Raw genomic sequence first — 23,188 nt, forward strand, 5'->3', positions numbered from 1 at the left:
CTGAGCTCGCAATGACGAGAATTACCGGCAATCCTCGATCACCCGGCTGACCTCGGCGTAACTTGGCAGGATGAGCGGGCCGGCGCCCACTGCGTTCACCGCAAAGCGCCCCTTCGACAGCGCCATCGCATCCAGCAACGGATCGCCCGGCGCAAATGTCACGGTGGCGCCGCCCGGGGCCTGCGGATAGGGCAGCACGCGCGACAGGGTCTCGCTCTGGACAATCATCTCTGACCCGCGCGCACTCGCGCCGGGCAAGGTGAGGCTGACCGCGCGGCGGGCCGGATCGCAACGTAGCTGCGCCAGTGGCTGATTATCCCGCCCTGAAAATGCCGCCTCGCTGGCGCCATTGCGCGCGCTGTAGCGCCATTGACCCGGTGTGGCAGGCAGATTGTCCCACTCTGTCAGCATTGGCACAGGTTGCCTGGGTGCCCCGGCTGAAGGCGCGGGCGGCGCAGTTCCTGTCACGGGCGCGGGGGTTGGTGTCGGAGCCGAGGCCGACGGCACGCAGGCGGCGACCCCGAAGGTCAGGGTCAGGGCGGCGGCAAGCTGGATGGTGGTGGCTTTCATGCCTGCACTTTGCGCGCTAGAGCCTTGGCCTGTCCACCCCCGGAATGCCCATGTCTGAAAACTCCACCCGTCCCCCCAAGCCGCAGAAACGCCGTGTCGATCAGCTGCTGGTCGAACGCGGGCTGGCTGAAAGCCGCGCGCGGGCGCAGGCGCTGGTGATGGCGGGGCTGGTGTTTGCGGGCGAGACCAAGGTGGACAAGCCCGGCCACCAGATGCCCGAAGACGCGCCGCTCGATGTGCGCGGGCGCGATCATCCCTGGGTCAGCCGGGGCGGGATCAAGCTGGCGCACGCGATCGAACATTTCGGGTTTGATCCGGCGGGCGCAACGGCGATGGATATCGGTTCATCAACCGGCGGGTTCACCGATGTGTTGCTGACCCACGGCGCGGATCACGTGTTCTGTGTCGATAGTGGCACCAACCAACTGGCGTGGCGGCTGCGCGAAGACCCGCGTGTGACGGTGCTCGAACAGACCAGCGCCCGCATCCTGACGCCCGATCTTATCGACCGGCCCTGCAATTGGGTTGTGTGCGATGCCAGCTTCATCAGCTTGGCCAAGGTGCTCGACGTGCCGTTGAAACTGGCCGCGCCTGAGTGCCAGTTGGTCGCGCTGATCAAGCCGCAGTTCGAAGTGGGGCGCGAGGAAGTGGGCAAGGGCGGGGTGGTGCGCGATCCCGAACTGCACGTCCGGGTGTGCGATGAAGTGCGCGGATGGATCGAAGGGCTGGGCTGGGACGTGCAAGGTATCACCACCAGCCCGATCACCGGGCCGCAGGGCAATGTCGAATTCCTGATCGCCGCCCGGCGGGGATAAGACCCCAAGCAAGAAAAAACCGGCAGCAACCGTTAGGTCACTGCCGGTTTTGATCTGTCCGATCCCCGGCATTACACCGGGGCGGGCAAGCCCGAAGGCTTACTCGGCCGGAGCGGCTTCAGCAGCAGCTTCAGCGCCTTCGGCAGCCATTTCGGCGCCTTCGGCAGCCATTTCGGCACCTTCAGCGGCCATGGCTTCGCCTTCGGCGGCCATTTCAGCGGCGGGCTCTTCAGCAACGGCAGTGGTATCTGCTTCGGTCGCAGCTTCTTCAGCCGGGGCCGAGCAAGCGGCGGTGGCGAGAGCGAGAACGGCGACGAGCGCGAAGGTCTTCTTCATGGTGATATTCCCCTGTTGGGCCGGAAAACCGGCTTGGAATGGTGAGCAAGCGCGCAAGATGTAGTGGCCCCCGCCGTAGCGCGCTTACCGAATCGCGGCAGGAATGTGGCAGCCTCTAGCAGACGCAGGTTCGTAGCCCAAATCTTTCGACAAATTTCCAGCAGAAACATGCCCGCTTTGCGTTTGCTGCGTAACCCGGTGCCTCATTGCGGGGCGATCCGGTGCGGACAAGTTTGCGCTGGCGCGTGGCTCTGGTATCCCCGCGCTCCGCCTATGGGACAGAATCGCCGCTGCACCCTGCGCGCAGGAGAAATCATGAACGTCCTTGCTTCAAAAGAACAATTGCGTGCCAGCTTCTTGCGCTGGTCGCTGTTTCTGGTGCCGCTGATCCTGCTGATCGGCTTTGCGGCGGGGCAATTGGGCGGGCCGGACACGGCATGGTTTGTCGGGCTGGTGAAGCCCGCGATCTTCCCGCCGCCCGCCGCTTTCGGGATTGTCTGGTCGATCCTGTTCGTCCTGATCGGCCTGTCGCTGGCTTTGGTGGCGAGCGCGTGGGGGGCGTATGGACGGGGCGTCGCGCTGATTGCTTTTGCGATCCATTTCATCGGCACGCAAAGCTGGACCGCAGTGTTCTTCGGGCTGCAGGACATGCTGTCCGCCCTGATGGTGCTGGGGTTCGGGATCGCCAGCCTTCTGATCGCGCTGGCGCTGATCTGGCGGGTGCGGCGCGCAGCGGCGCTGATGTTGCTGCCTTATCTGGCGTGGCTGTGCTTTGCCGCCGTGCTCAATTACCAGTTCATGATGGCCAACCCCGATGGCGGCGCGCGCGGAGCTGATGGGGCCGAAACGCGGGTGGAATTGTAGGCCCCGGAACATCGGTCAAGCGCGTCCGGCCTCAAGCAGCGAAGCGGTAGGCCGACGAAGACTCCGCCCGCAGCGACGCGACCGTCAGGTCGCATGAGCGAGGATAGGCTTGCACTTCGGTGCAAGCCTCCCCACAAAGAAAAAATGCAAAGCCAGAACCCGATCATCGCCGACCTCGTCAAACTCGCCAACAGCGCCGCAGGGACAATGGCGGGCATGTCCCGCGAAGCCCGTGACAGCGCGCGCGAACGGATGCGCGAAGCCTTTGGCGGGATCGATTTCGTCAGCCGCGAGGAATTCGATACGGTCAAGGCGATGGCGCAAAAGGCCCGCGAACAGGCTGACGCGCTGGAAGCGAAAGTCGCCGCGCTGGAAGCCAAGCTCTCGGGCAAGTAATCCGGCCGCGCGGGCATGAACCTGCGCGCCTCTGCCATATTGCTCGCCAGCCGCCCGCAGGGCGAGACCGGGGCGATCGCGCGGGTGTTGACCGCCGATTACGGGCTTGTCGCAGGCTATGTCGCGGGCGGGCGCGGGCGGCAGATGCGCGCGGTGATGGTGCCGGGCAACCGTGTCGCGATCGAACTCACCACCCGTTCCCCCAGCCAGCTGCCCTTTGCCCGGCTGGAGCTGGAGCATTCCCGCGCTGCCTTGATGACAGAGCCGCTGCCCGCCGCCGCGATCCAGTGGGCCTGCGGACTGACGGCGGCCGCGCTGCCCGAACGGCAGTCCTATCCCGATCTCTATCTGTCGCTCGATGGTTTGATGAGCGCGATTGCCGTCTCACCCTCGGCGCGGGGGTGGGTGAGCGGGCTGATCGCCTATGAAACCATGTTGCTGCGCGAAATGGGTTATGGCGGCGGCGTGCCTGTGCAGGCCGATGATCTGGCCGCGCAGTTGCAGGCGCTTGGCGTGCTGGAGGGCCAGCTGGCGCACTACCTGCTTGCAGGGCGCAAAGGCGATGTTATGGCCGCGCGAAAGCTGCTGGTCGAGCGGCTGCAACGCATAGCCTGAGAGTGATCCGCCCATGAAAATCGCAGTTCTGCCCGGTGACGGGATCGGCCCGGAAGTGACCGCAGAGGCAGTGCGCGTGCTGGAAGCGCTGGCCTTGCCGGGGCTGACCCTGTTCGAAGGCGATGTCGGCGGTATCGCCTACAAGCGCCACGGCGTGCCGCTGCCGGAAGAAACGCTCACCATGGCGCGGGAAGCGGATGCGATCCTGTTCGGCGCGGTGGGTGATCCTTCGTGCGATACGCTGGAACGCCACTTGCGCCCCGAACAGGCGATCCTGGGCCTGCGCAAGCACCTGGGCCTGTTTGCCAACTTGCGCCCCGCCAAGGTCTTCGCCGGGCTGGAGCATCTCTCCCCGCTGCGGCCCGATATTGCTGCCAGCCTCGATATGCTGATCGTGCGCGAGCTCACCGGCGACGTCTATTTCGGCGCCAAGGGCCAGCGCGCCACAGATAGCGGCGATCGCGAGGGCTGGGACATGATGGCCTATTCCGCGCCCGAAGTGCGCCGTATTGCCCATGTCGCCTTCCGTGCTGCCGCCGCAGCCGGGCACGGTCTTACCAGCGTGGACAAGGCCAATGTGCTCGAAGCCAGCCAGTTGTGGCGCGATGTGGTGGTGGAAGTGGCGGCGGAATATCCCCAAGTTCCGCTTGATCACATGTATGTCGATAATGCCGCGATGCAGGTCGTCAGCCACCCGCATCGCTTCAAAGTGATGCTGACGGGCAATCTGTTCGGCGATATCCTGTCCGATCTGGCAAGCGCGGCGGTAGGGAGCATCGGATTGCTGCCGAGCGCCTCGCTGGGCGAGCGCGAAACCGCTTTCGGCACCTTCGGCCTGTATGAACCGATCCACGGCAGCGCGCCCGATATTGCGGGGCAGGGCAAGGCCAACCCGATGGCGACGATCCTGTCCGCCGCGATGATGTTGCGCCATTCCTTCGGGATGGAGAGTGAAGCGGCACGGATCGAGACCGCGGTCTCGGCGGCGCTGGCTGACGGCTTCCTCGGCGGCGATCTTGGCGGCAGCCACGGAACGGCGGCGATTGGCGAAGCGGTGCGCGCGCGCCTCTGACGCCATGCCGCTCGACCTCGCCATTATCCTGCCGACGTTGAACGAACGCGGGAACCTCGGCCCGCTGGTCGAACGGATTGCGGCGGCATTGGGTGATACGGCGTGGGAAGTCATCATCATCGATGATGACAGCCGCGATGGCACCGCCGATGAAGCCCGCGCTCTGGCACTGGCCAACTCCCGCGTGCGCGTGATCCAGCGCATCGGGCGGCGCGGGCTGGCGAGCGCGGCAATCGAAGGGTTCTGCGCCACCGCTGCGCCTTACGTGGCGGTGATGGATGCCGACCACCAGCATGATCCCGCGCTGCTGCCTGCGATGCTGGAGAGCCTCAAGGCAGGCGAGGCCGATATTGCCGTCGCCAGCCGCTTTGCCGATGGCGCCAGCACCGCCGATTGGGACGCGCCCGAACGCGAGCGCCTGTCCGCTTTCGCCAACCGCGTGGCGCGCAGGCTGACAGGCGTTGATCTGACCGACCCGATGAGCGGGTATTTCATGCTGGAAACCGCCCGCGCCCGTGCGTTGGTGCCGCGCCTGTCGGGGATCGGGTTCAAGATCCTGCTCGATCTGCTGGCGACATCGGATACGCCGCTGCGGGTGAAGGAGTTTCCGCTGCAATTCGCCGCCCGCCGTGAAGGGACAAGCAAGCTGGACCGCGCCATTCTGTTCGATTTCCTCGCCGGGCTTTACGACAAGACGCTGGGGCAGGTGATCCCGACGCGGTTTGCGCTGTTCGGCACTGTTGGCGGGCTGGGGGTGATCGTCCACTTCGCCGTGCTGTCCGCCTTGTTGTTCGTGATTGGCGAAGGCTTTGTGCTGGCGCAGACTGCGGCGGTGCTGGTGGCGATGAGTTTCAACTTCTGGCTCAACAACTGGCTGACGTACCGCGACAAGCGGCTGAAGGGCTGGGGCGCCGTGCTGCGCGGCTGGCTGGGTTTCTGCGCGACCTGCGCGGTGGGTGCTTTCGCCAATGTCGCAGTGGCAACTTTTCTGGAAGGGAAGGGCCTGTTCTGGGCGCTGGCGGCGCTGGCGGGGATATTGGTGGGATCAGTGTGGAACTACGCCCTGTCGAGCCGCTTCGTGTGGGGTAGGTTTTAACAGAACTTCGTCATTGCGAGGAGCGCAGCGACGAAGCAATCCATGGCCTAACTGTTGAGACCAAAGAACAAGTCCCGCCAATCAGGATTCCCGGCCTCGATCAACGCGATTTTGTCTTTGCGCGAGCCGCCTTTGATCTGCTTCTCGCGGGAGATGGCGTGCTCCATTGTCGAGTGCAATTCGAACCACACCAGCCGCTTACATCCGTATCTTGAAGTAAATCCCTCAACGACACCCTCGCGGTGCTGCCACGCCCTTTTCGATAAGTCGGAAGTCACACCGACGTAGATCGTTCCGCCTTTGTGGTTTGCCATGAGGTAGACGGCCGGTTGGAAATTGGGTGTGCGGTCCATGGATTGCGTCGCTTTGCTCGCAATGACGAAGCTACCGCCACCCCGCCAGCCACGTCCAATTCACGAAACTGTTCACCCCTTCGAGCGGGGCGGCGGCGAGCACTTTGTAGAACACCGCAAACAGCCCTGCCGATCCCGCCAGCGCTCCCCAAGCCAGCCATTTGCCCCAAGCCGCCCGGCGCAGGTCTGATAGCGCCAGCGCCAGCGCGGCCAGCAGGAAGAAATGCGGCACGAAATAATGGTAATAGAACTGCACCGCCTTGGGCGCGATGATCCATAGGCCGAGCGCGGCGGCATAGCCGATCACCACCCCCAGCCTGGCCCAATTGCCGCGCCATGCGCCAGCCGCCAGACACCACGCCAACGCTGGCAGGCCGAGCAGCATCGTCAGCGGGTTGCCGATCAGCATTACCCCGCGCTGCGTCCCGTCCGTGACTTCGTAAAGATACCAGATGCCGCGCGTGTTCAGCACCCATTGCGGCCAGGTGCTTTGATAAGGATGGGGATCGAGAATCTGCTTTTGCAGTTCCAGCATCTGGCCATGCAGCCCGATCAACCCCTGCGTAGCCAACGGCGAGGGGCGCAGATATTCGGTAAGCCAGTAACCCGGCACGAAGGTCAGCGCATACACCGCAAGCGGCACGATGCCGAGCCACACGAAGGCTTCGACCAGCGTGATCCCCGGCACAGGCGCACCCCGGCGGCTGAGCAGCAGGCGGCGGCGTCCGGCAGCAAGGCGCGCGGCGAAGAACGCGAGGCCGGGTATCACCGCAAGCGGTATCGCATTCCATTTGGCCGCCATCGCGCAACCCAGCGCAATCCCGGTCAACGCCAGCCGCCAGCGGCCATTCTCCGGCTCGCGGATCGCGGCGGCAAGCTGCCATGCGGCAACCGCGAGAAATGCGGCCATGAATCCATCGAGCATGGCGATGCGAGTGTGGACGAACAGGTGAAACCCGGTCGCCAACAGCACGCCGAAAGCGGCGGTTGCAAACCGGTCAAGGCTGGCGTGCCACAGCGCCCGCATCGCGGCGAACAGCGCCAGCGTGCCGAACGCCAGCGGCATGATCCGCCAGCCCAGCGGGTTGTCGCCGAACAGCGCCATGCCCACTGCGATCAGCTCCTTGCCCAGCAGGGGGTGTTCGCGGTTGAGATATTCGCCCGTTCCGCCCTGCCACCACGCCAGCAATTCGCGCGCGGCAGGGATATAATGGATCTCGTCGAAGAACAGCGCGGAAGGGATCGTGATCTGCCAGCCCGCCAGCAAGGCATAAGCGGCAGCGATCGCGATACACCACGCCAGCGGATCGCGCGGGTGCTGCGGCGCATGGGGTTCGTGGAGAAAGGTCGCGGGCGCTTCGGCCATGTTGCCCAGGGGATTAGGCAGTGCCCGCCCCTTGGGCAAGGATGATTATGGCGCGGCTTTGGGTTGGGCAGCGTTCCGCTCCAGCCAGAACAGGCGGGCGCACATGGCGAGCAGGCCGATGCTGGCGGTAGTCCCGGCAAACAGCGCCCACAGCGGGACATTCATGCCTTGCTGCCGCGCGCGCGGGGCGATGAAGAACAGGGCGATCAAGGCGCACATGATCAGATCCCACCACACCTGCAATCCGGTCAGATCCTGCGAGTGATTCGTGAAAAATCCGATCACGCCTTCCTGCCCGATCTGGACAGCGGTGAAGGCCGCGAAACCGGCGCACAGCATTGCTGCAACGGCTGCGTTACCAGTCTCGCGCTTTGCAATCAGGATGGTTAGAAGGGCGATAAGGCCGCCGATCAGCGCGGCGAGCCAGATGAACTGGAATGCGGTCATGGGTGTCTCCTTCGATGTAGCGTTTGCTACAAAACCCGATAAGGCTATGTAGCGCCCGCTACAAGAGGAAAATGCTGCCAGTGCAATTGTCACGCGAAACGCTTTTGCCCAAACTCGCCGCGCACGTGCTCGAACACGGGTTGGGCGGGGCCAGCCTGCGGCCTTTGGCCAAGGCAGCGGGCACCAGCGACCGGATGCTGATCTATCATTTCGGCAACAAGGAAACATTGATCACCGAACTGCTCGGCTACATTGCGGAGCTGTATTCCGGGGCGCTCGACGCGGCGCTGGGAAGCGATCGGGCCGCGACCCGGCAAGAATGCCTTGCGCGGATTTTGGCAGAAGGCAGCAAGCCCGAAATGCAGGCCTTTCTGGTGCTGTGGTGGGATATTGTCGCCGGCGCGACGCGCGGTGTGCCGGGCTATCATGATGCGGCGCAGGCGATGATGACGCGCCAGCTCGTCTGGCTCGAAGGGCAGATGCCCGCCGACGATCCCGATCCGGCGGGCGGGGCGCGCTATCTCATGACCATGATCGAAGGCGCACTGATGCTGTCCGCCGTCGGGCACGGCGATACTGCGCAGCAAGGCCTGCTTGCGAGCGGCCTCGCAGCGTCCTAAAGCCCCCGCCCATGAAAAAGACCACCGGAATGGACCGCGCCGCCACCGCCAAATGGCGCCCTGCCACCAAGGCGCTGCGCGGCGGCACCTGGCGCAGCGAACATGGCGAGACGAGCGAGGCCTTGTTCCTCACCTCGGGCTATACCTACGACGACGCCCAGACCGTGGCCGACAGGTTTGCGGGCACTGCGGTAGGCATGACCTATTCGCGCCTGCAGAACCCGACGGTTGCCATGCTGGAAGAACGCATCGCGCTGATGGAGGGGGCGGAAGCTTGCCGCACGCAGGCGACCGGGATGGCGGCGATGACGGCAGCCTTGCTGTGCCAGCTTTCCACTGGCGATCACGTGGTCGCCGCACGCGCCGCGTTTGGTTCCTGCCGCTGGCTGTGCGACCAATTGCTTCCGAAATTCGGCATCGAAGTCAGCATCATCGACAGCGCTGATAACGCCGCATGGGAAGCTGCGATCCGACCCAACACCAAGGTGTTCTTCTTCGAAACGCCCGCCAACCCGACACTCGATATCGTCGACCTTGCCCACGTTTGCGGCCTCGCCCGTGCGCACGGGATTACCACCGTGGTCGATAACGCCTTTGCCTCGCCCGTGTTGCAGCGCCCGATGGCTTTCGGGGCGGATGTGGTGGCCTATAGCGCGACCAAGCTGATGGACGGGCAGGGCCGCGTGCTGGCAGGCGCGATCTGCGCTTCGCAGCAGTGGATCGATGAAGTGCTGATGCCGTTCCAGCGCAACACCGGCCCGACGCTTAGCGCCTTCAATGCCTGGGTGGTGATGAAGGGGCTGGAGACGCTGCCGCTGCGCGCCTTCAAGCAATCCGAACAGGCGGTGGCGCTGGGCCAATTCCTCGAACCGCGGGTCATCAAGGCGGGCGGGCACCTGCTCCACCCCGGCCTGCCGAGCCACCCGCGCCACGATCTCGCCAAGGCGCAGATGGATGCCACCGGCCCGATCTTCGCGCTGGATGTCGGCAGCAGGGAGCGCGCCTTTGCGGTGCTCGACGCGCTGCAATTGATCGATATTTCCAACAATATCGGCGATGCGCGCAGCCTGATGTGCCACCCTGCCTCCAGCACCCACGCCAACATGGGCGATGAGGCCCGCGCCGCGATGGGCGTGACCGAAGGGCTGCTGCGGATCAATGTGGGCCTCGAAGACATCGCCGATCTCACCGAAGACATGGATCAGGCGCTCGCGGTGGCGGGGATCTAAGGGAGCCGAATGATGGCCAAGCGTGTGGAACTGGTGTTCGATTTCGTCAGCCCCAACGCCTATCTGGTGTGGTGGCCGCTGCGTGAGCTGATCGACCGTTACGAGGCGGAACTTGACGTCATCCCCGTGTTCCTTGGCGGAATGCACAAGCTGACGGGCAATGCCCCGCCGATGCTCCGCGACGCCGAGGTGAAGGGCAAGAATGAATATGCGATGCTGGAAATGCAGCGCTTCATCACCCGCCACGGCCTGAACGATTATCGCCTGCACCCGCAGTTTCCGTTCAATTCGATCACGCTCCAGCGGATGCTTTACGCCGCCGATCAGGATGGGCGCGGGGTGCAGTTTGCCGAAGCCTTGCTGCGTCCGATCTGGGAAGGCGGGATCGACGTGACATCGCCGCAAGCCTTGGGCGATGCGATCACCGCCGCAGGTTTCGATGCCGCCGATCTGCTTGCCCGCGCCCAGACCGATGAAGTCAAACAGGGGCTGGTCGCCAACACCGATACCGTGGTCGCCCGCGGCGCCTTCGGCATCCCGACGATGTTTGTGGGCCCCAAAGGTGAAGCGAACGAGATGTTCTTCGGCAAGGAACGCCTCGGCCAGATTGAGGAACTGCTCGCCAGGGGCTGATGCGCGCTTCGCGGTGCAGTGAATTGTGCACTTGCGGGATACAGCGGGGGTTAAGCGCGTTGCCCCTCTTGTAGGTGCACAAAGAATCGCTAACCTTGGGAGCGTCATGAAAGAGTTTTTCCAGCACGCTGCCACAACCGACGGGGTTACCGTCCGCGTTGCCGTGAACTATCTGCCGGAACAATCGCATCCGGAAGCGGGCAAATGGTTCTGGGTCTATCACATCCGTATCGAGAACGCCTCGCACGAGCCGCTGCGGCTGCGCACCCGGCACTGGCGGATCACTGACGGGCGCGGGATGGTGAACCATGTCGATGGCGAAGGCGTGGTGGGCGAACAGCCGCTGCTTGATCCGGGGCAGAGCCACGATTACGTTTCCGGCTGCCCGCTGACGACGCCGTTCGGATCGATGGAGGGGTTCTACACCTTCGAACGCGGTGATGGTTCGCCGGCTGAAGTGCGCATACCGTTCTTCCCGCTCGCCGCGCCGGAGACTGCCGAAGGGCGCAGCACCCGCTGACCTTAGCGATGACTGGGGCGCTGACTATTGCGGTCGGGCGGCTGCACGATTAGGCACGCCGCGTGAAGCGCACCCATCTCCCCCTTAACGCCCTGCGCGTGTTCGATGCCGCCGCGCGGCACCTTTCGTTCACGCGCGCGGCGGATGAACTCGCGGTCACGCCTGCCGCCGTTGGCCAGCAGATCCGCGCGCTGGAAGATGTTCTGGGCGTCGTGCTGTTCCGCCGCACGCCCAAAGGGCTGGAACTCACACCCGAAGGCACCGCGGGCCTTGATCCGCTGCGCGAAGGGTTCCTGCGGTTCGAGGAAAGCGTCGAATCGATGCAGGCGGGCCAGGCGTCCGATCGTTACACCATCGCTGTCCCGCGCGAATTCTTCGCCGCATGGCTTGCCCCGCGGCTGGCGCGGTTTCAGGCGGGCACGCCGGGTATCCAGTATATTCTTTCGGCTGATGAACACGCCGATTTCACCGAGGCGAACCTCGATCTCGCGATCCGGCTGGTCGATGGGCCGGGCGATCTCGAAGGGGTGCAACTCGCCCCCGCGCTGCGCGTCACCGTCGCCGCGCCGCAGCACCGGGATGCGTGGATCGACTGGCCCGGCGCCCCGCTGCCCGATGGCACGCTGCCCTGCGTGAAGGCGGGGAGCCCCGGGCAGGCGCTCGATTCCGCGCTCGCCGGGATGGGCCGCACGATCCTGCCGCTGGCCCTGGCCGAGGCCGCGCTGGCGCAGGGCCGCCTGCAAGGAATCGGCGAGCCCGAACCGGCGATCCGCGCCTACTGGCTCCTCGCGCCCGCGCCGCAATGGCGCAGCCGCAAGGTGCGGGCTCTGGTGGGGTTCCTCCAAGGCTGAGGCCTGGGGGTCATTTCCAGCGCGATGGTCAGCCATGGTTGCCATCCTCGCCGATCACAGCTCACATCGCGCCGATAAACTTGCAGCGGACTGTTTCATGAACCCGGTGCGCGGGCTTCGTCATCCGCGAATCGGTCATTTGCACGCTGCGGCGTCTTGCACAGCTCTGCCATGCCCTTGCCGATCCGCGCCGCCGGGGGGCGCGGCGTTGCCTTACAAGCGGATAAGCCCCAGCCGCAAAGCCTTTATCGTTGCGCCAGTTCTGTCGTGGCTGCCCAGCTTCCCGTAAATACGGCGTTTGTAGGTTGCGACCGTATCAGGGGAGATGTCGAGAATGGTTGCGACGTCATTGTTGCTCTTGCCCTTGCTGACCCATGTCAGCACCTCAAGTTCACGGTCTGACAGCGTTGCCGAGACCGTTTGCGCCGCGATCAATTCCTGGATTTTCTGGTGACCTGCCGTCAGCAGCATATGTTCGGTGCGTATCGCATCGGCCGGCAGGTTTACGATGTTGTGCGGAAAGCCGATTGCCACATAGGCGTTGTTCCCGCGCGGGCCCCAGAGGGGAAAGCCAAGACCATCGACAAGGCCGTACTTTCGGCCCTCTTCGATATGGGCAAGCGCGACGGCATCCAGCTTGGAATGACCAATCGCCTCTTGCCAGGTCATCGGGCGGCCCATTTTCATGATCAGGTCGGGTATGGGATCAACCAGCTTCTGTTTGCCTGTCACGTATAGTTTCATCCATTCAGACGGATAACCCAGCGCGAATACCTTTGAGCGCGCCGATGCCACGCCTTCGAACATGATTTCGGGATGATAACTGAATTTATCGCCCCCAATTGAGAGGCAGGAATCATACATGACGCCAAGTACCGCAGTGACGTTCTCAGCCTCGTTAATCCGGCTGATCAGATTATTTCCCGCAATGCCTGCGCCCATACTCACTTACAATTCAAAATTCATTCTTCAGAAATTCAGGCTGTCCAAGGGAGAATGCGCTTTCCGATCATTCCCGAGAGTGTGACAGTTTGATGTAATCTAATCAGGTGACACCCGATTAGGTGACAACACTGATTACCAGCCTATGTTATAAGCAACGCTATGCCAACCGAAATGAAATTAGCTAACGAGTGCATTGATTGCATCACGGCTTTCGTGCAAAGCAGGGCTGCGCAATCGGCGGGTGAAAATTGTGGTGATGTCAGCAACGTTATTGCGCTGAATGCCGAAAGACCTGTCAGCCGCGTGTGCGGTGGTAATTCGAACTTCCCGGCAGCAACGAACTTAAAGTTTCTTCCGATCCAGCCAAGCCGGCAAGATATTACTGTAGCACTTGATAAGATATTGGCGGCTCGTAAGGCGCGCGCGAAGTATTTCGACCAGGATTTGTTTTTCGATCCGACATGGGCGATGCTTCTGGATCTGTATCGTTCCGAACTGGCTGAATCGCGCCTCAGCGTTTCTTCTTTGTGCCTTGGAAGCGGGGTGCCAAACACCACAGCTTTGCGGTACATTCAGATACTTGAAGCGCGTGGATACGTGGATCGTGCTGCTGACGAGAAAGACAAACGCCGTATTTTTGTGAGACTTACTGACAAGGCGCGTGATGCGATGGCGGCCTATTTCGAAACCATCATGGCCAGGGGATTTGCAGCGAAATCGCGCAGATAGTGCGGTGCCGCGGCTTATCCAAAGCGAGACGCGGCAATTCCAGGTTCCTTCGGTCGCTCCGGCAGCCGCCCCTTGACCCCCCATCCAATCCCGCCTAAGGGCGCCCATCTTCCGGGCTAATCCCCGGCTCGAGCTGAACATTGCCGGTGCGTTCCTCCCAAGGGGGCAGCCGTCAAAGTAACCCGGTGGCCGAAGGGCCGGATTTGCGGGTGGAGCGTTTCGGCTTAGACGTCTTTCAGCTTCGGCTGGATGCTCGCAGTGGGCTTTTTGCTAGCTGCCAGCGGTTCCGGGTGAAGCTCGGGATGGCGGTCTAGGGCTTTTCCTCCTCCCATCTTCCGGCACCCGTTCCACCCTTATCAGGTGAAGTGAGAACTAATGCCGACAATCAACCAGCTGGTCCGCAAGGGCCGCGTTCCGCAGAAGGCCAAGTCCAAGGTCCCTGCGATGGAGCAGAACCCGCAGAAGCGCGGCGTTTGCACCCGCGTTTACACGACGACCCCGAAGAAGCCGAACTCGGCGCTGCGCAAGGTGGCCAAGGTTCGCCTGACCAACCAGCGCGAGGTCATCAGCTACATCCCCGGTGAAGGCCACAACCTGCAGGAGCACTCTGTTGTGCTGATCCGCGGCGGGCGTGTGCGCGATCTTCCCGGTGTGCGTTACCACGTCCTGCGCGGCGTGCTCGACACACAGGGTGTGAAGGACCGTCGCAAGTCGCGTTCGAAGTACGGCGCCAAGCGTCCGAAGTAAGGTTAGGCAAGGTCCGGCTCCGGACCGCTCCTCCGCCCGGCCATCCTGCGGGATAGCATCTGGGTGGCCGGGCGGGGGAGCGGGCCGGAGCCGCAAGCCCCGACGAAGGTCGGGGCGCATTCCGAAGGAATTAAAAAGATGTCACGTCGTCGTCGTCCCGAAAAGCGGGTCATCCTGCCCGATCCCCAGTATGGTGATCAGATCCTGTCGAAGTTCATGAACAACCTCATGTATGACGGCAAAAAAGCGGTTGCCGAAGGCATCGTTTACAGCGCGATGGCCACGGTTGAATCGAAGGCCAAGGCCGATCCGATCCAGCTGTTCCACGATGCGCTGAACAATGTGAAGCCGCAGGTCGAAGTGCGCAGCCGCCGTGTTGGTGGTGCGACCTATCAGGTGCCGGTCGAGGTTCGTCCCGAGCGTGCCCAGGCGCTGGCGATCCGCTGGCTGATCACGGCTGCACGCGGTCGTCCGGAAACCACCATGGCAGCGCGTCTGTCGGGTGAGCTGATGGATGCGGCCAACAACCGCGGCAATGCCGTCAAGAAGCGTGAAGACACCCACCGGATGGCAGACGCCAACCGCGCGTTCTCGCACTACCGCTGGTAAGAGCGGGGCAGGGGAAGCGGCCGCTCCGGTGAAAAACGGGCGGCCGGTCTTTCCGCTGACACAAAAGCAACTATATGGAGCGCGAGCGAGGCCCGGGTGGCCCGCCCGGCTCCAGCAATCTTAGGGAATTCATTATGGCACGCAGCCATCCGCTCGAACGCTACCGCAATATCGGCATTATGGCGCATATCGACGCCGGCAAGACCACCACGACCGAGCGGATTCTGTTCTACACCGGCAAGTCCTACAAGATCGGCGAAGTGCACGATGGCGCGGCGACGATGGACTGGATGGAGCAGGAGCAGGAGCGCGGGATCACGATCACCTCGGCTGCGACGACCTGTTTCTGGCAGGCCGAAGACGGCAAGGGCCCGGAACACCGGATCAACATCATCGACACTCCCGGACACGTGGACTTCACCATCGAAGTCGAACGCTCGCTGCGCGTGCTCGATGGCGCGGTCGCCTGCTTCGACGGCGTGGCCGGTGTTGAACCGCAGTCCGAAACCGTGTGGCGTCAGGCCGACAAGTACGGCGTGCCGCGCATGTGTTTCATCAACAAGCTCGACCGCACCGGTGCCAACTTCAAATATTGCGTGCAGTCGATCATCGATCGTCTGGGTGCGCGCCCGGCTGTGCTGTACATTCCGATCGGTCTCGAAGCCGATCTGAAGGGCCTTGTCGACCTTGTGAACAACCGCGCGATCATCTGGAAGGACGAAGCGCTGGGCGCCGAATTCTTCTACGAAGAGATTCCGGCTGATCTGGCTGATGAAGCGGCGATCTACCGCAGCGAATTGATCGAGCTTGCCGTCGAGCAGGACGACGACGCGATGGAAGCCTATCTCGAAGGCAACGAGCCTGATGCCGCAACGCTGAAGGCGCTGATCCGCAAGGGCACGCTGAACCAGTCGTTCGTGCCCGTGTGCTGCGGTTCGGCGTTCAAGAACAAGGGCGTTCAGCCCCTGCTCGACGCCGTGGTCGATTATCTGCCTTCGCCGCTCGACATTCCTGACGTCCAGGGCGTCAAGATCGACAGCGACGAGCCCGACAGCCGTCCGGCCACTGACGAAGCGCCGTTCAGCGCTCTCGCATTCAAGGTCATGAACGATCCCTTCGTGGGCTCGCTCACCTTCATCCGCATTTATTCGGGTCACCTCACCAAGGGCACCTACCTGAACTCGGTGAAGGACAAGAAGGAAAAGGTCGGTCGTATGCTGGAAATGCATGCGAACGAGCGCAAGGACGTGGATGAAGCCTTCGCGGGGGACATCATCGCGCTTGCCGGCATGAAGGAAACCACCACGGGCGATACGCTCTGCGCGGAAAAGGCGCCGATCGTGCTCGAACGGATGGAATTCCCCGAGCCGGTGATCGAGCTTTCGGTGGAACCCAAGACCAAGGCTGACCAGGAAAAGATGGGCATCGCGCTCAACCGCCTGTCGGCTGAAGATCCCTCGTTCCGCGTCTCGACCGATCACGAAAGCGGCCAGACCATCATCAAGGGCATGGGCGAATTGCACCTCGACATCATCGTCGACCGCATGAAGCGCGAGTTCAAGGTCGAAGCCAACGTCGGCGCGCCGCAGGTGGCTTACCGCGAGTATCTCGCCCGCGAAGTCGAAGTCGATTACACCCACAAGAAGCAGTCGGGTGGCTCGGGCCAGTTCGGCCGCGTGAAGGTTACGGTCATCCCCGGTGAGCGTGGCCAGGGCGTGATCTTCGAAGACGTGATTAAGGGCGGGAACATCCCGCGCGAATATATCCCGGCGATCGAAAAGGGTTTCCGCGAACAGGCTGCCAGCGGGCACCTGGTCGGGTTCCCGATCATCGACTTCAGCATCAAGCTGACCGATGGTGCGTACCACGACGTCGACTCGAGCGCGATTGCGTTCGAAATCGCCGCTCGCGGTGCCATGCGTGAAGTCGCGCAGAAGGCCGGGATCAAGCTGCTCGAGCCGATCATGAAGGTCGAAGTTGTCACTCCGGATGATTATCTGGGCGACGTTATCGGCGATCTCAACAGCCGGCGCGGACAGATCCAGGGCACCGACACGCGCGGTAATGCCCAGGCGGTCGAGGCGTTTGTCCCGCTCGCCAACATGTTCGGCTACGTCAACGAGCTGCGTTCGTTCACGCAAGGGCGTGCGAACTACTCCATGCAGTTCTCGCACTATGACGAGGTTCCGGCGAATGTCGCAGCCGAGGTCAAGGAGAAACTTGCCTAAGCCGGTCTGACGGTCTAGGGGCGGCGCCTGATTCAGCGGGCACCGCCGTTCTCCCGCGAACACATCGTTTCATTCAAGAAGGTACACCAGAGAAATGGCCAAGGAAAAGTTCCAGCGGAATAAGCCGCACTGCAACATCGGCACCATCGGTCACGTTGACCATGGCAAGACCACGCTGACCGCCGCAATCACCAAGGTGATGGCTGAAGTTTACGGCGGCGCCGCTGTCGATTTCGCCAACATCGACAAGGCTCCCGAAGAGCGTGAGCGCGGGATCACCATCTCGACCGCCCACGTCGAGTACGAATCGGCTGCGCGTCACTACGCCCACGTCGATTGCCCGGGCCACGCCGACTACGTGAAGAACATGATCACCGGTGCCGCCCAGATGGACGGCGCGATCCTGGTGGTTAACGCTGCTGACGGCCCGATGCCCCAGACCCGCGAGCACATCCTGCTCGCCCGTCAGGTCGGCGTGCCGGCACTGGTCGTTTACATGAACAAGGTCGATCAGGTCGATGACGAGGAAATCCTCGAGCTCGTCGAACTGGAAGTCCGCGAACTGCTGTCGTCGTACGACTTTGACGGTGATAACATTCCGATCATCAAGGGCTCGGCTCTCGCCGCTCTCGAAGGTCGCGATGACAACATCGGCAAGGATTCGGTGATCGCGCTGATCGAAGCTGTCGACAGCTTCATTCCGCAGCCCGATCGTCCGATCGACAAGCCGTTCCTGATGCCGATCGAAGACGTGTTCTCGATCTCGGGTCGCGGCACCGTGGTGACCGGCCGTATCGAAACCGGCATCGTCAATGTGGGCGAAGAAGTCGAAATCGTCGGCATCAAGGACACCCGCAAGACCACCGTCACCGGCGTGGAAATGTTCCGCAAGCTGCTTGATCGCGGTGAAGCTGGCGACAACGTCGGCGCCCTGATCCGCGGCGTTGCCCGTGAAGACGTCGAGCGTGGCCAGGTTCTCTGCAAGCCCGGCACGGTTAGCCCGCACACCGAGTTCAGCGCAGAAGTCTACGTGCTGTCGAAGGACGAAGGCGGCCGTCACACGCCGTTCTTCGCCAACTACCGCCCGCAGTTCTACTTCCGCACCACCGACGTGACCGGCGAAGTGATCCTTCCCGAAGGCACCGAAATGGTGATGCCGGGCGACAACGTGACCATCGGCGTGAAGCTGATTGCACCGATCGCCATGGACGAAGGTCTGCGCTTCGCAATTCGCGAAGGCGGCCGCACCGTGGGTTCGGGCGTCGTTGCCAAGATCACCAAGTAAGGTTCTGCTCCCGTTAGGGAGCTAACTGAACGCAAAACAGGCCCGGCCGCTCATCAGGAGCAGCCGGGCCTTTTTGTGTGAGGGCAGGGCGGTGATCGCACCGCGGACGAGGTCGTTACGCTTCGGCGCAATTTCCTTTCAGTTGGCTCTTGCCAGAATCCAACACGCTCCGTATAGGCGCGCATCCGCAAACGAGATTCGTCCCGTTTGTTACAGTTTTGAAGAAGGCCGCCCGCCTCGGGAAACCGGAAAATGGCGGGGCCGGCCTTTGTTTTTTGGGAAATGCCGGGTAGCCGGCGGCTCCTTGGCTCTTTCGCATCGGTAGTAGGACATGGAAGCTCAGAATATCCGTATTCGCCTCAAGGCGTTTGATCACCGCGTGCTCGACCAGGCAACTGGCGAGATCGCAGATACGGCCCGCCGCACTGGCGCTCTTATTCGTGGCCCCATTCCTCTGCCGACGCGTATCGAGAAGTTCACCGTGAACCGCGGTCCGCACGTCGACAAGAAGTCGCGTGAGCAGTTCGAGGTGCGCACCTACAAGCGGCTGCTCGATATCGTGCAGCCCAACGCCCAGACCGTCGATGCTTTGATGAAGCTTGATCTGGCCGCTGGCGTGAACGTTGAAATCAAGCTGGCGTAAGCCGGCCGAAATGCCCCCCGCTTCGGCAGGGGGCCTCTATCGTTGGAGCTCAGATAGCTCCACCTGACGATAGGGTGGATACCGCCGGATAATCTATCCGGGCTGCGTCCCCCGTCTCGCTCCAGCGGCCATCCGGCCAGCGGAGCAATCAGCCCGGACGGGGCGATGCATGAAAATTCGGGCTGAACTGGGGCTGTGTTGCTTGCAACATGGCCTCGCCATGCACCTTGCGGATGGTCCGTAGGGTGCCTCTGTTGAGGAGTAACTGACGATGCGCACCGGCGTTATCGCAAAGAAAGTCGGGATGACCCGCCTCTTCCAGGAGGATGGACGGCACGTGCCCGTTACCGTTCTCGCTCTGGAAGATTGCCAGGTGGTTTCGCACCGCACCGCAGACCGCGATGGTTATTTCGCAGTCCAGCTGGGTGCAGGCGAAGCCAAGCAGAAGAACGTTGCCAAGCCGCAGCGTGAACATTTCGCCAAGGCCGATGTCGGCCTGAAGAAGCGCGTCGCTGAATTCCGCGTCGAAGACGCCGACGGCCTCGTGCCGGTTGGTTCGACCATCAGCGCCGAACATTTCATCGCCGGTCAGATGGTCGACATCACCGGTCACACGCAGGGCAAGGGCTTTGCCGGCGCCATGAAGCGTTGGGGCTTCGGCGGTATGCGTGCGACCCACGGCGTGTCGATCTCGCACCGTGCCCACGGTTCGACGGGTAACCGTCAGGATCCGGGCCGTGTGTTCAAGGGCAAGAAGATGGCCGGCCACATGGGCGACCGTCAGCGCACCCAGCAGAACCTCGAAATCGTCCGCACGGACGCCGAGCGCGGCCTGCTGTTCGTCAAGGGCTCGGTGCCCGGCGCGAAGAATGGCTGGTTGCTGGTTCGTGACGCTGTGAAGCTGCCGCTTCCAGAAGGTGTGCCGTTCCCCGGCGCTGTCCTTTCGAAGAACGCTCCTGTCGCTGAAGAGACCCCCTCGGTTGCCGAAACGGCTGCTGAAGATGTGGTCGTGACCGAAGCCGTCGAAACCGACGCTCCGGCCACCGACGAAAACAAGGAAGGCTGAGCCATGAAGATTAAGGTTCAGAACATCGACGGTTCGGCGCTGAAGGGCGCTGACATCGAGCTTTCGGACGATGTGTTCGGCATCGAGCCGCGCGCCGACATCCTGCACCGGGTCGTGACCTGGCAGCTGGAAAACCGCCGCGGCACTGCCCGCCCGACGCGTGAGCGTTCGGACGTGGCCCGCACCGGCAAGAAGTTCGGCAAGCAGAAGGGTGGTGGTACCGCCCGTCACGGCGACCGTGCAGCTCCGATCTTCATCGGCGGCGGTAAGGCCCACGGTGCCCGCAAGCGCGAGTTCGAGCAGTCGCTCAACAAGAAGATCCGCGCGCTCGGTCTGAAGATGGCGCTTTCGTCGAAGGCCAAGGACGGTCTTGTGATCGTTGACACCCTGGAATTGGCCGAGGCCAAGACCAAGGTGCTCAAGGGCCACTTCGAGAAGGCCGGTTTTTCGGGCAAGGTGCTGGTAATCGACGGCGAACAGGTTGACGCAGGCTTCAAGAAGGCTGCCGGTAACCTGCCGGGCATCAACGTGATGCCGGCCATGGGCGCCAACGTCTACGACATCCTCAACCACGACACGCTGGTGCTGACCAAGGCCGCTGTCGAAAAGCTGGAGGCGCGCTTCAATGGCTAAGAAGCAGACTGTCGATGCGCGTCATTACGACGTGATCATCGCGCCGCACATCACGGAAAAGTCGACCCTCGCGTCGGAAAACAACGCCGTGGTCTTCAAGGTTGCAGGCACTGCAACCAAGCCGCAGATCAAGGAAGCCGTCGAGGCGATTTACGACAAGAAGGTCGTCTCGGTGAATACCCTGATCATGAAGGGCAAGACCAAGCGCTGGAAGGGCAAGCCTTACACGCGCTCCGATGTGAAGAAGGCCATTGTCACCCTCGCCGAGGGTGAAATGATCGACATCACCAGCGGTATCTGAGGCCAAGGGACAGGAAACGAACAATGGCACTCAAGAACTATAAACCGACCAGTCCCGCTCGCCGCGGTCTGATTCTGGTCGACAAGTCGGCCCTGTGGAAGGGCAAGCCGGTCAAGGCGCTTACCGAAGGCAAGCACAAGACCGGTGGCCGCAACAACAAGGGTCATGTCACCTCGCGTGGCATCGCCGGTGGTCACAAGCAGAAGTACCGCTACATCGACTTCAAGCGTCGCAAGTGGGATCAGCCTGCCACCGTCGAGCGTCTGGAATATGACCCCAACCGCACGGCGTTCATCGCACTCGTCAAGTACGAGGACGGCGAACAGGCCTACATCATCGCTCCGCAGCGCCTTGCTGTCGGCGACACGGTTGTGGCTGGCGAAAAGACCGACACCAAGCCGGGCAACGCGATGCTGCTGGGTCAGATGCCGGTTGGCACGATTTGCCACAACGTTGAGATGAAGCCGGGCAAGGGCGGCCAGATCGCCCGTTCGGCAGGCACCTATGTGCAGGTCGTCGGCCGTGACCGCGCGATGGTTATCGTGCGTCTGAACTCGGGCGAGCAGCGTTATCTGCGCGCCGATTGCATGGGTACGGTTGGTGCTGTGTCGAACCCCGACAACGGCAACCAGAACTTTGCCAAGGCTGGCCGCAAGCGGTGGATGGGCGTTCGCCCGCTGACCCGCGGTGTTGCCAAGAACCCGGTCGATCACCCGCACGGCGGTGGTGAAGGCCGGACCTCGGGCGGTCGCCATCCGGTGACTCCATGGGGCAAGCCGACCAAGGGTGCCCGCACTCGCCATAACAAGCAGACGGACAAGATGATCATCCGTTCGCGTCACGCGAAGAAGAAGAGGTAAAAGACGATGGCACGTTCCGTCTGGAAAGGTCCGTTTGTCGAGCTGAGCCTGCTCAAGAAGGCAGAAGGCGCGCAGGAAGCGAGCAATGCAAAGCCGATCAAGACCTGGTCGCGCCGCTCGACGATTCTGCCGCAGTTCGTTGGGCTCACCTTCAATGTCTATAACGGGCACAAGTTCATTCCCGTTTCGGTTTCGGAAGAAATGGTCGGACATAAGCTTGGTGAATTTGCGCCGACGCGCACCTTCCCCGGCCACGCTGCCGACAAGAAGGGCAAGCGCTGATGAGCAAGGCTAAGGCACCCCGCCGCGTGGGCGATAACGAGGCGCTGGCCGTCGGCACCACAATCCGTGGTTCGGCGCAGAAGCTCAACCTCGTTGCGGCCCTGATCCGCGGCAAGAAGGCAGAAGAGGCGTTGAATATTCTCGCCTTTTCCAAGCGGGCAATGGCACGCGATGCGAGCAAGGTTCTCGCCTCGGCGATCGCCAACGCTGAAAACAACCACAACCTCGACGTTGATGCGTTGATCGTGGCGGAAGCCTCGGTCGGCAAGTCGGTGACGATGAAGCGGTTCCACACCCGTGGTCGCGGCAAGTCGACCCGCATCCTCAAGCCGTTCTCACGGCTGCGGATTGTGGTTCGCGAAGCAGAAGAGGCGTAAGATGGGCCAGAAGAGCAATCCGATCGGTCTGCGCCTGCAGATCAACCGCACCTGGGACAGCCGCTGGTACGCCGAAGGGCGTGACTATGCGCAGCTGCTCAAAGAAGACGTCATGATCCGCAAGTACATCATGAAGAACCTGCCGCAGGCGGCAGTTTCCAAGGTGGTGATCGAGCGTCCGGCCAAGCTGTGCCGCGTTTCGATCTATGCGGCACGTCCCGGCGTGATCATCGGCAAGAAGGGCGCAGATATCGAAAAGCTGCGTTCGAAGCTTGCCACGATGACGCAGAGCGAAGTGAAGCTGAACATCGTCGAGATCCGCAAGCCGGAAGTTGATGCCAAGCTTGTTGCGCAGGGCATCGCTGATCAGCTGGTTCGCCGCGTGGCATTCCGCCGGGCGATGAAGCGCGCGATGCAGTCGGCCATCCGTCTCGGGGCCGAGGGCATCAAGATCACTTGCGGTGGCCGTCTTGGCGGCGCTGAAATCGCTCGTGTTGAATCGTATCGTGAAGGCCGCGTTCCGGCTCACACGCTGCGTGCCAACATCGATTACGCCGATTGCGAGGCGCTCACCGCCTACGGGATCATCGGTATCAAGGTGTGGATCTTCAAGGGCGAAATCCTCGCCCATGACCCGACCGCGCAGGATCGCCTGATGATGGAAGCCCAGACTTCCGGCGTCCGGCCGGCTCGTTGAGGT

At 62.6% G+C, this 23,188-nt stretch carries 30 protein-coding genes; 24 read left to right on the forward strand and 6 right to left on the reverse strand.

The window, feature by feature from the left end; all coding sequences use genetic code 11:
• Window positions 1-21: 21 nt before the first annotated feature.
• Window positions 22-570 (reverse strand): hypothetical protein, encoded by a 549-nt coding sequence (locus tag IP79_RS04760; protein WP_156318106.1) that lies wholly within the window; start codon window positions 568-570, stop codon window positions 22-24.
• A 44-nt stretch (window positions 571-614) separates the two neighbouring features.
• Here IP79_RS04760 and IP79_RS04765 point away from each other — a divergent pair, with 44 nt between their 5' ends.
• Window positions 615-1,385 (forward strand): TlyA family RNA methyltransferase, encoded by a 771-nt coding sequence (locus tag IP79_RS04765; RefSeq protein ID WP_420705619.1) that lies wholly within the window; start codon window positions 615-617, stop codon window positions 1,383-1,385.
• A 99-nt stretch (window positions 1,386-1,484) separates the two neighbouring features.
• On the opposite strand, the gene IP79_RS04770 is transcribed toward IP79_RS04765, so the two are convergent.
• Entirely contained in the window at window positions 1,485-1,721 is a 237-nt protein-coding gene (locus IP79_RS04770) for a hypothetical protein (protein ID WP_054118139.1), read from the reverse strand.
• A gap of 315 nt (window positions 1,722-2,036) precedes the next feature.
• Between IP79_RS04770 and IP79_RS04775 the strand changes: the two genes are divergently transcribed.
• The 5 genes from IP79_RS04775 (at window position 2,037) to IP79_RS04795 (ending at window position 5,764) form a co-directional block, all read left to right on the forward strand.
• Window positions 2,037-2,585 carry a TspO/MBR family protein gene (locus IP79_RS04775; protein WP_054118260.1) on the forward strand — a complete coding sequence of 183 codons (549 nt, stop codon included), beginning with the start codon at window positions 2,037-2,039 and terminating at the stop codon, window positions 2,583-2,585.
• A gap of 144 nt (window positions 2,586-2,729) precedes the next feature.
• Window positions 2,730-2,981 (forward strand): accessory factor UbiK family protein, encoded by a 252-nt coding sequence (locus IP79_RS04780; RefSeq protein ID WP_054118140.1) that lies wholly within the window; start codon window positions 2,730-2,732, stop codon window positions 2,979-2,981.
• Window positions 2,982-2,996: 15 nt separating this feature from the next.
• Window positions 2,997-3,596, forward strand: coding sequence for a DNA repair protein RecO (recO, locus tag IP79_RS04785; RefSeq protein WP_054118141.1), 600 nt, complete (start codon window positions 2,997-2,999; stop codon window positions 3,594-3,596).
• A 13-nt stretch (window positions 3,597-3,609) separates the two neighbouring features.
• Window positions 3,610-4,668 (forward strand): 3-isopropylmalate dehydrogenase, encoded by a 1,059-nt coding sequence (gene leuB / locus IP79_RS04790; protein WP_054118142.1) that lies wholly within the window; start codon window positions 3,610-3,612, stop codon window positions 4,666-4,668.
• Between the two features lie 4 nt (window positions 4,669-4,672).
• On the forward strand, window positions 4,673-5,764 hold the full coding sequence (locus IP79_RS04795; RefSeq protein WP_156318108.1) for a glycosyltransferase: 1,092 nt from the start codon (window positions 4,673-4,675) through the stop codon (window positions 5,762-5,764).
• A gap of 47 nt (window positions 5,765-5,811) precedes the next feature.
• On the opposite strand, the gene IP79_RS04800 is transcribed toward IP79_RS04795, so the two are convergent.
• Genes IP79_RS04800 through IP79_RS04810 form a run of 3 tightly spaced genes read right to left on the reverse strand, consistent with a single transcriptional unit; the run spans window position 5,812 to window position 7,930 of the window.
• On the reverse strand, window positions 5,812-6,117 hold the full coding sequence (locus IP79_RS04800; protein WP_054118143.1) for a GIY-YIG nuclease family protein: 306 nt from the start codon (window positions 6,115-6,117) through the stop codon (window positions 5,812-5,814).
• A 31-nt stretch (window positions 6,118-6,148) separates the two neighbouring features.
• Window positions 6,149-7,483 carry a phospholipid carrier-dependent glycosyltransferase gene (locus IP79_RS04805; RefSeq protein ID WP_054118144.1) on the reverse strand — a complete coding sequence of 445 codons (1,335 nt, stop codon included), beginning with the start codon at window positions 7,481-7,483 and terminating at the stop codon, window positions 6,149-6,151.
• A gap of 45 nt (window positions 7,484-7,528) precedes the next feature.
• On the reverse strand, window positions 7,529-7,930 hold the full coding sequence (locus IP79_RS04810) for a hypothetical protein (protein WP_054118145.1): 402 nt from the start codon (window positions 7,928-7,930) through the stop codon (window positions 7,529-7,531).
• A gap of 71 nt (window positions 7,931-8,001) precedes the next feature.
• Between IP79_RS04810 and IP79_RS04815 the strand changes: the two genes are divergently transcribed.
• From IP79_RS04815 to IP79_RS04835, 5 genes are all read left to right on the forward strand, one after another.
• A complete protein-coding gene (locus tag IP79_RS04815; RefSeq protein ID WP_420705620.1) occupies window positions 8,002-8,550 on the forward strand; it encodes a TetR/AcrR family transcriptional regulator in 549 nt (182 codons plus the stop codon).
• A gap of 11 nt (window positions 8,551-8,561) precedes the next feature.
• Window positions 8,562-9,779, forward strand: coding sequence for a trans-sulfuration enzyme family protein (locus IP79_RS04820; RefSeq protein WP_054118146.1), 1,218 nt, complete (start codon window positions 8,562-8,564; stop codon window positions 9,777-9,779).
• Window positions 9,780-9,788: 9 nt separating this feature from the next.
• The gene (locus IP79_RS04825; protein WP_233994090.1) at window positions 9,789-10,412 is read left to right on the forward strand and encodes a 2-hydroxychromene-2-carboxylate isomerase; all 624 of its coding nucleotides are present in this window, start codon (window positions 9,789-9,791) and stop codon (window positions 10,410-10,412) included.
• Window positions 10,413-10,518: 106 nt separating this feature from the next.
• Window positions 10,519-10,932: a Co2+/Mg2+ efflux protein ApaG gene (gene apaG / locus IP79_RS04830; protein WP_054118148.1), complete on the forward strand. Its 414-nt coding sequence runs from the start codon at window positions 10,519-10,521 to the stop codon at window positions 10,930-10,932.
• Between the two features lie 62 nt (window positions 10,933-10,994).
• Window positions 10,995-11,783, forward strand: a complete 789-nt coding sequence (locus IP79_RS04835) for a LysR family transcriptional regulator (RefSeq protein WP_054118149.1) — start codon at window positions 10,995-10,997, stop codon at window positions 11,781-11,783.
• 213 nt (window positions 11,784-11,996) lie between these two features.
• Here the strand turns inward: IP79_RS04835 and IP79_RS04840 are convergent, their stop codons facing one another.
• Complete coding sequence (locus tag IP79_RS04840; RefSeq protein WP_054118150.1) at window positions 11,997-12,725, reverse strand: helix-turn-helix transcriptional regulator; 729 nt, start codon at window positions 12,723-12,725, stop codon at window positions 11,997-11,999.
• Window positions 12,726-12,887: 162 nt separating this feature from the next.
• Between IP79_RS04840 and IP79_RS15175 the strand changes: the two genes are divergently transcribed.
• The 13 genes from IP79_RS15175 (at window position 12,888) to rpsC (ending at window position 23,185) form a co-directional block, all read left to right on the forward strand.
• Entirely contained in the window at window positions 12,888-13,457 is a 570-nt protein-coding gene (locus tag IP79_RS15175; RefSeq protein ID WP_082337022.1) for a MarR family winged helix-turn-helix transcriptional regulator, read from the forward strand.
• A 375-nt stretch (window positions 13,458-13,832) separates the two neighbouring features.
• Complete coding sequence (gene rpsL, locus IP79_RS04850) at window positions 13,833-14,204, forward strand: 30S ribosomal protein S12 (RefSeq protein ID WP_054118152.1); 372 nt, start codon at window positions 13,833-13,835, stop codon at window positions 14,202-14,204.
• A 138-nt stretch (window positions 14,205-14,342) separates the two neighbouring features.
• On the forward strand, window positions 14,343-14,813 hold the full coding sequence (rpsG, locus tag IP79_RS04855) for a 30S ribosomal protein S7 (protein WP_054118153.1): 471 nt from the start codon (window positions 14,343-14,345) through the stop codon (window positions 14,811-14,813).
• Window positions 14,814-14,947: 134 nt separating this feature from the next.
• Window positions 14,948-17,041, forward strand: a complete 2,094-nt coding sequence (fusA, locus tag IP79_RS04860) for an elongation factor G (protein ID WP_054118154.1) — start codon at window positions 14,948-14,950, stop codon at window positions 17,039-17,041.
• Between the two features lie 94 nt (window positions 17,042-17,135).
• Window positions 17,136-18,326, forward strand: a complete 1,191-nt coding sequence (gene tuf / locus IP79_RS04865) for an elongation factor Tu (RefSeq protein ID WP_054118155.1) — start codon at window positions 17,136-17,138, stop codon at window positions 18,324-18,326.
• Window positions 18,327-18,657: 331 nt separating this feature from the next.
• A complete protein-coding gene (gene rpsJ, locus IP79_RS04870) occupies window positions 18,658-18,969 on the forward strand; it encodes a 30S ribosomal protein S10 (RefSeq protein ID WP_017665146.1) in 312 nt (103 codons plus the stop codon).
• A gap of 271 nt (window positions 18,970-19,240) precedes the next feature.
• Window positions 19,241-20,035, forward strand: a complete 795-nt coding sequence (rplC, locus tag IP79_RS04875) for a 50S ribosomal protein L3 (RefSeq protein ID WP_054118156.1) — start codon at window positions 19,241-19,243, stop codon at window positions 20,033-20,035.
• Between the two features lie 3 nt (window positions 20,036-20,038).
• Window positions 20,039-20,668 (forward strand): 50S ribosomal protein L4, encoded by a 630-nt coding sequence (rplD, locus tag IP79_RS04880; RefSeq protein ID WP_054118157.1) that lies wholly within the window; start codon window positions 20,039-20,041, stop codon window positions 20,666-20,668.
• On the forward strand, window positions 20,661-20,969 hold the full coding sequence (locus IP79_RS04885; protein WP_054118158.1) for a 50S ribosomal protein L23: 309 nt from the start codon (window positions 20,661-20,663) through the stop codon (window positions 20,967-20,969). Before rplD ends, IP79_RS04885 begins: the two co-directional genes overlap by 8 nt.
• Before the next feature lie 23 nt (window positions 20,970-20,992).
• Window positions 20,993-21,829, forward strand: coding sequence for a 50S ribosomal protein L2 (gene rplB, locus IP79_RS04890; protein WP_054118159.1), 837 nt, complete (start codon window positions 20,993-20,995; stop codon window positions 21,827-21,829).
• 6 nt (window positions 21,830-21,835) lie between these two features.
• The gene (rpsS, locus tag IP79_RS04895) at window positions 21,836-22,111 is read left to right on the forward strand and encodes a 30S ribosomal protein S19 (RefSeq protein WP_054118160.1); all 276 of its coding nucleotides are present in this window, start codon (window positions 21,836-21,838) and stop codon (window positions 22,109-22,111) included.
• The gene (rplV, locus tag IP79_RS04900; RefSeq protein WP_054118161.1) at window positions 22,111-22,488 is read left to right on the forward strand and encodes a 50S ribosomal protein L22; all 378 of its coding nucleotides are present in this window, start codon (window positions 22,111-22,113) and stop codon (window positions 22,486-22,488) included. The genes rpsS and rplV overlap by 1 nt, the downstream gene beginning before the upstream one ends.
• Before the next feature lies 1 nt (window position 22,489).
• Entirely contained in the window at window positions 22,490-23,185 is a 696-nt protein-coding gene (gene rpsC / locus IP79_RS04905) for a 30S ribosomal protein S3 (protein ID WP_054118162.1), read from the forward strand.
• The last annotated feature ends 3 nt before the right edge of the window (window positions 23,186-23,188 follow it).

It is taken from the genome of Porphyrobacter sp. AAP60 (genome assembly GCF_001296025.1).
In the GTDB taxonomy this organism is placed as follows: Bacteria; Pseudomonadota; Alphaproteobacteria; order Sphingomonadales; family Sphingomonadaceae; genus Erythrobacter.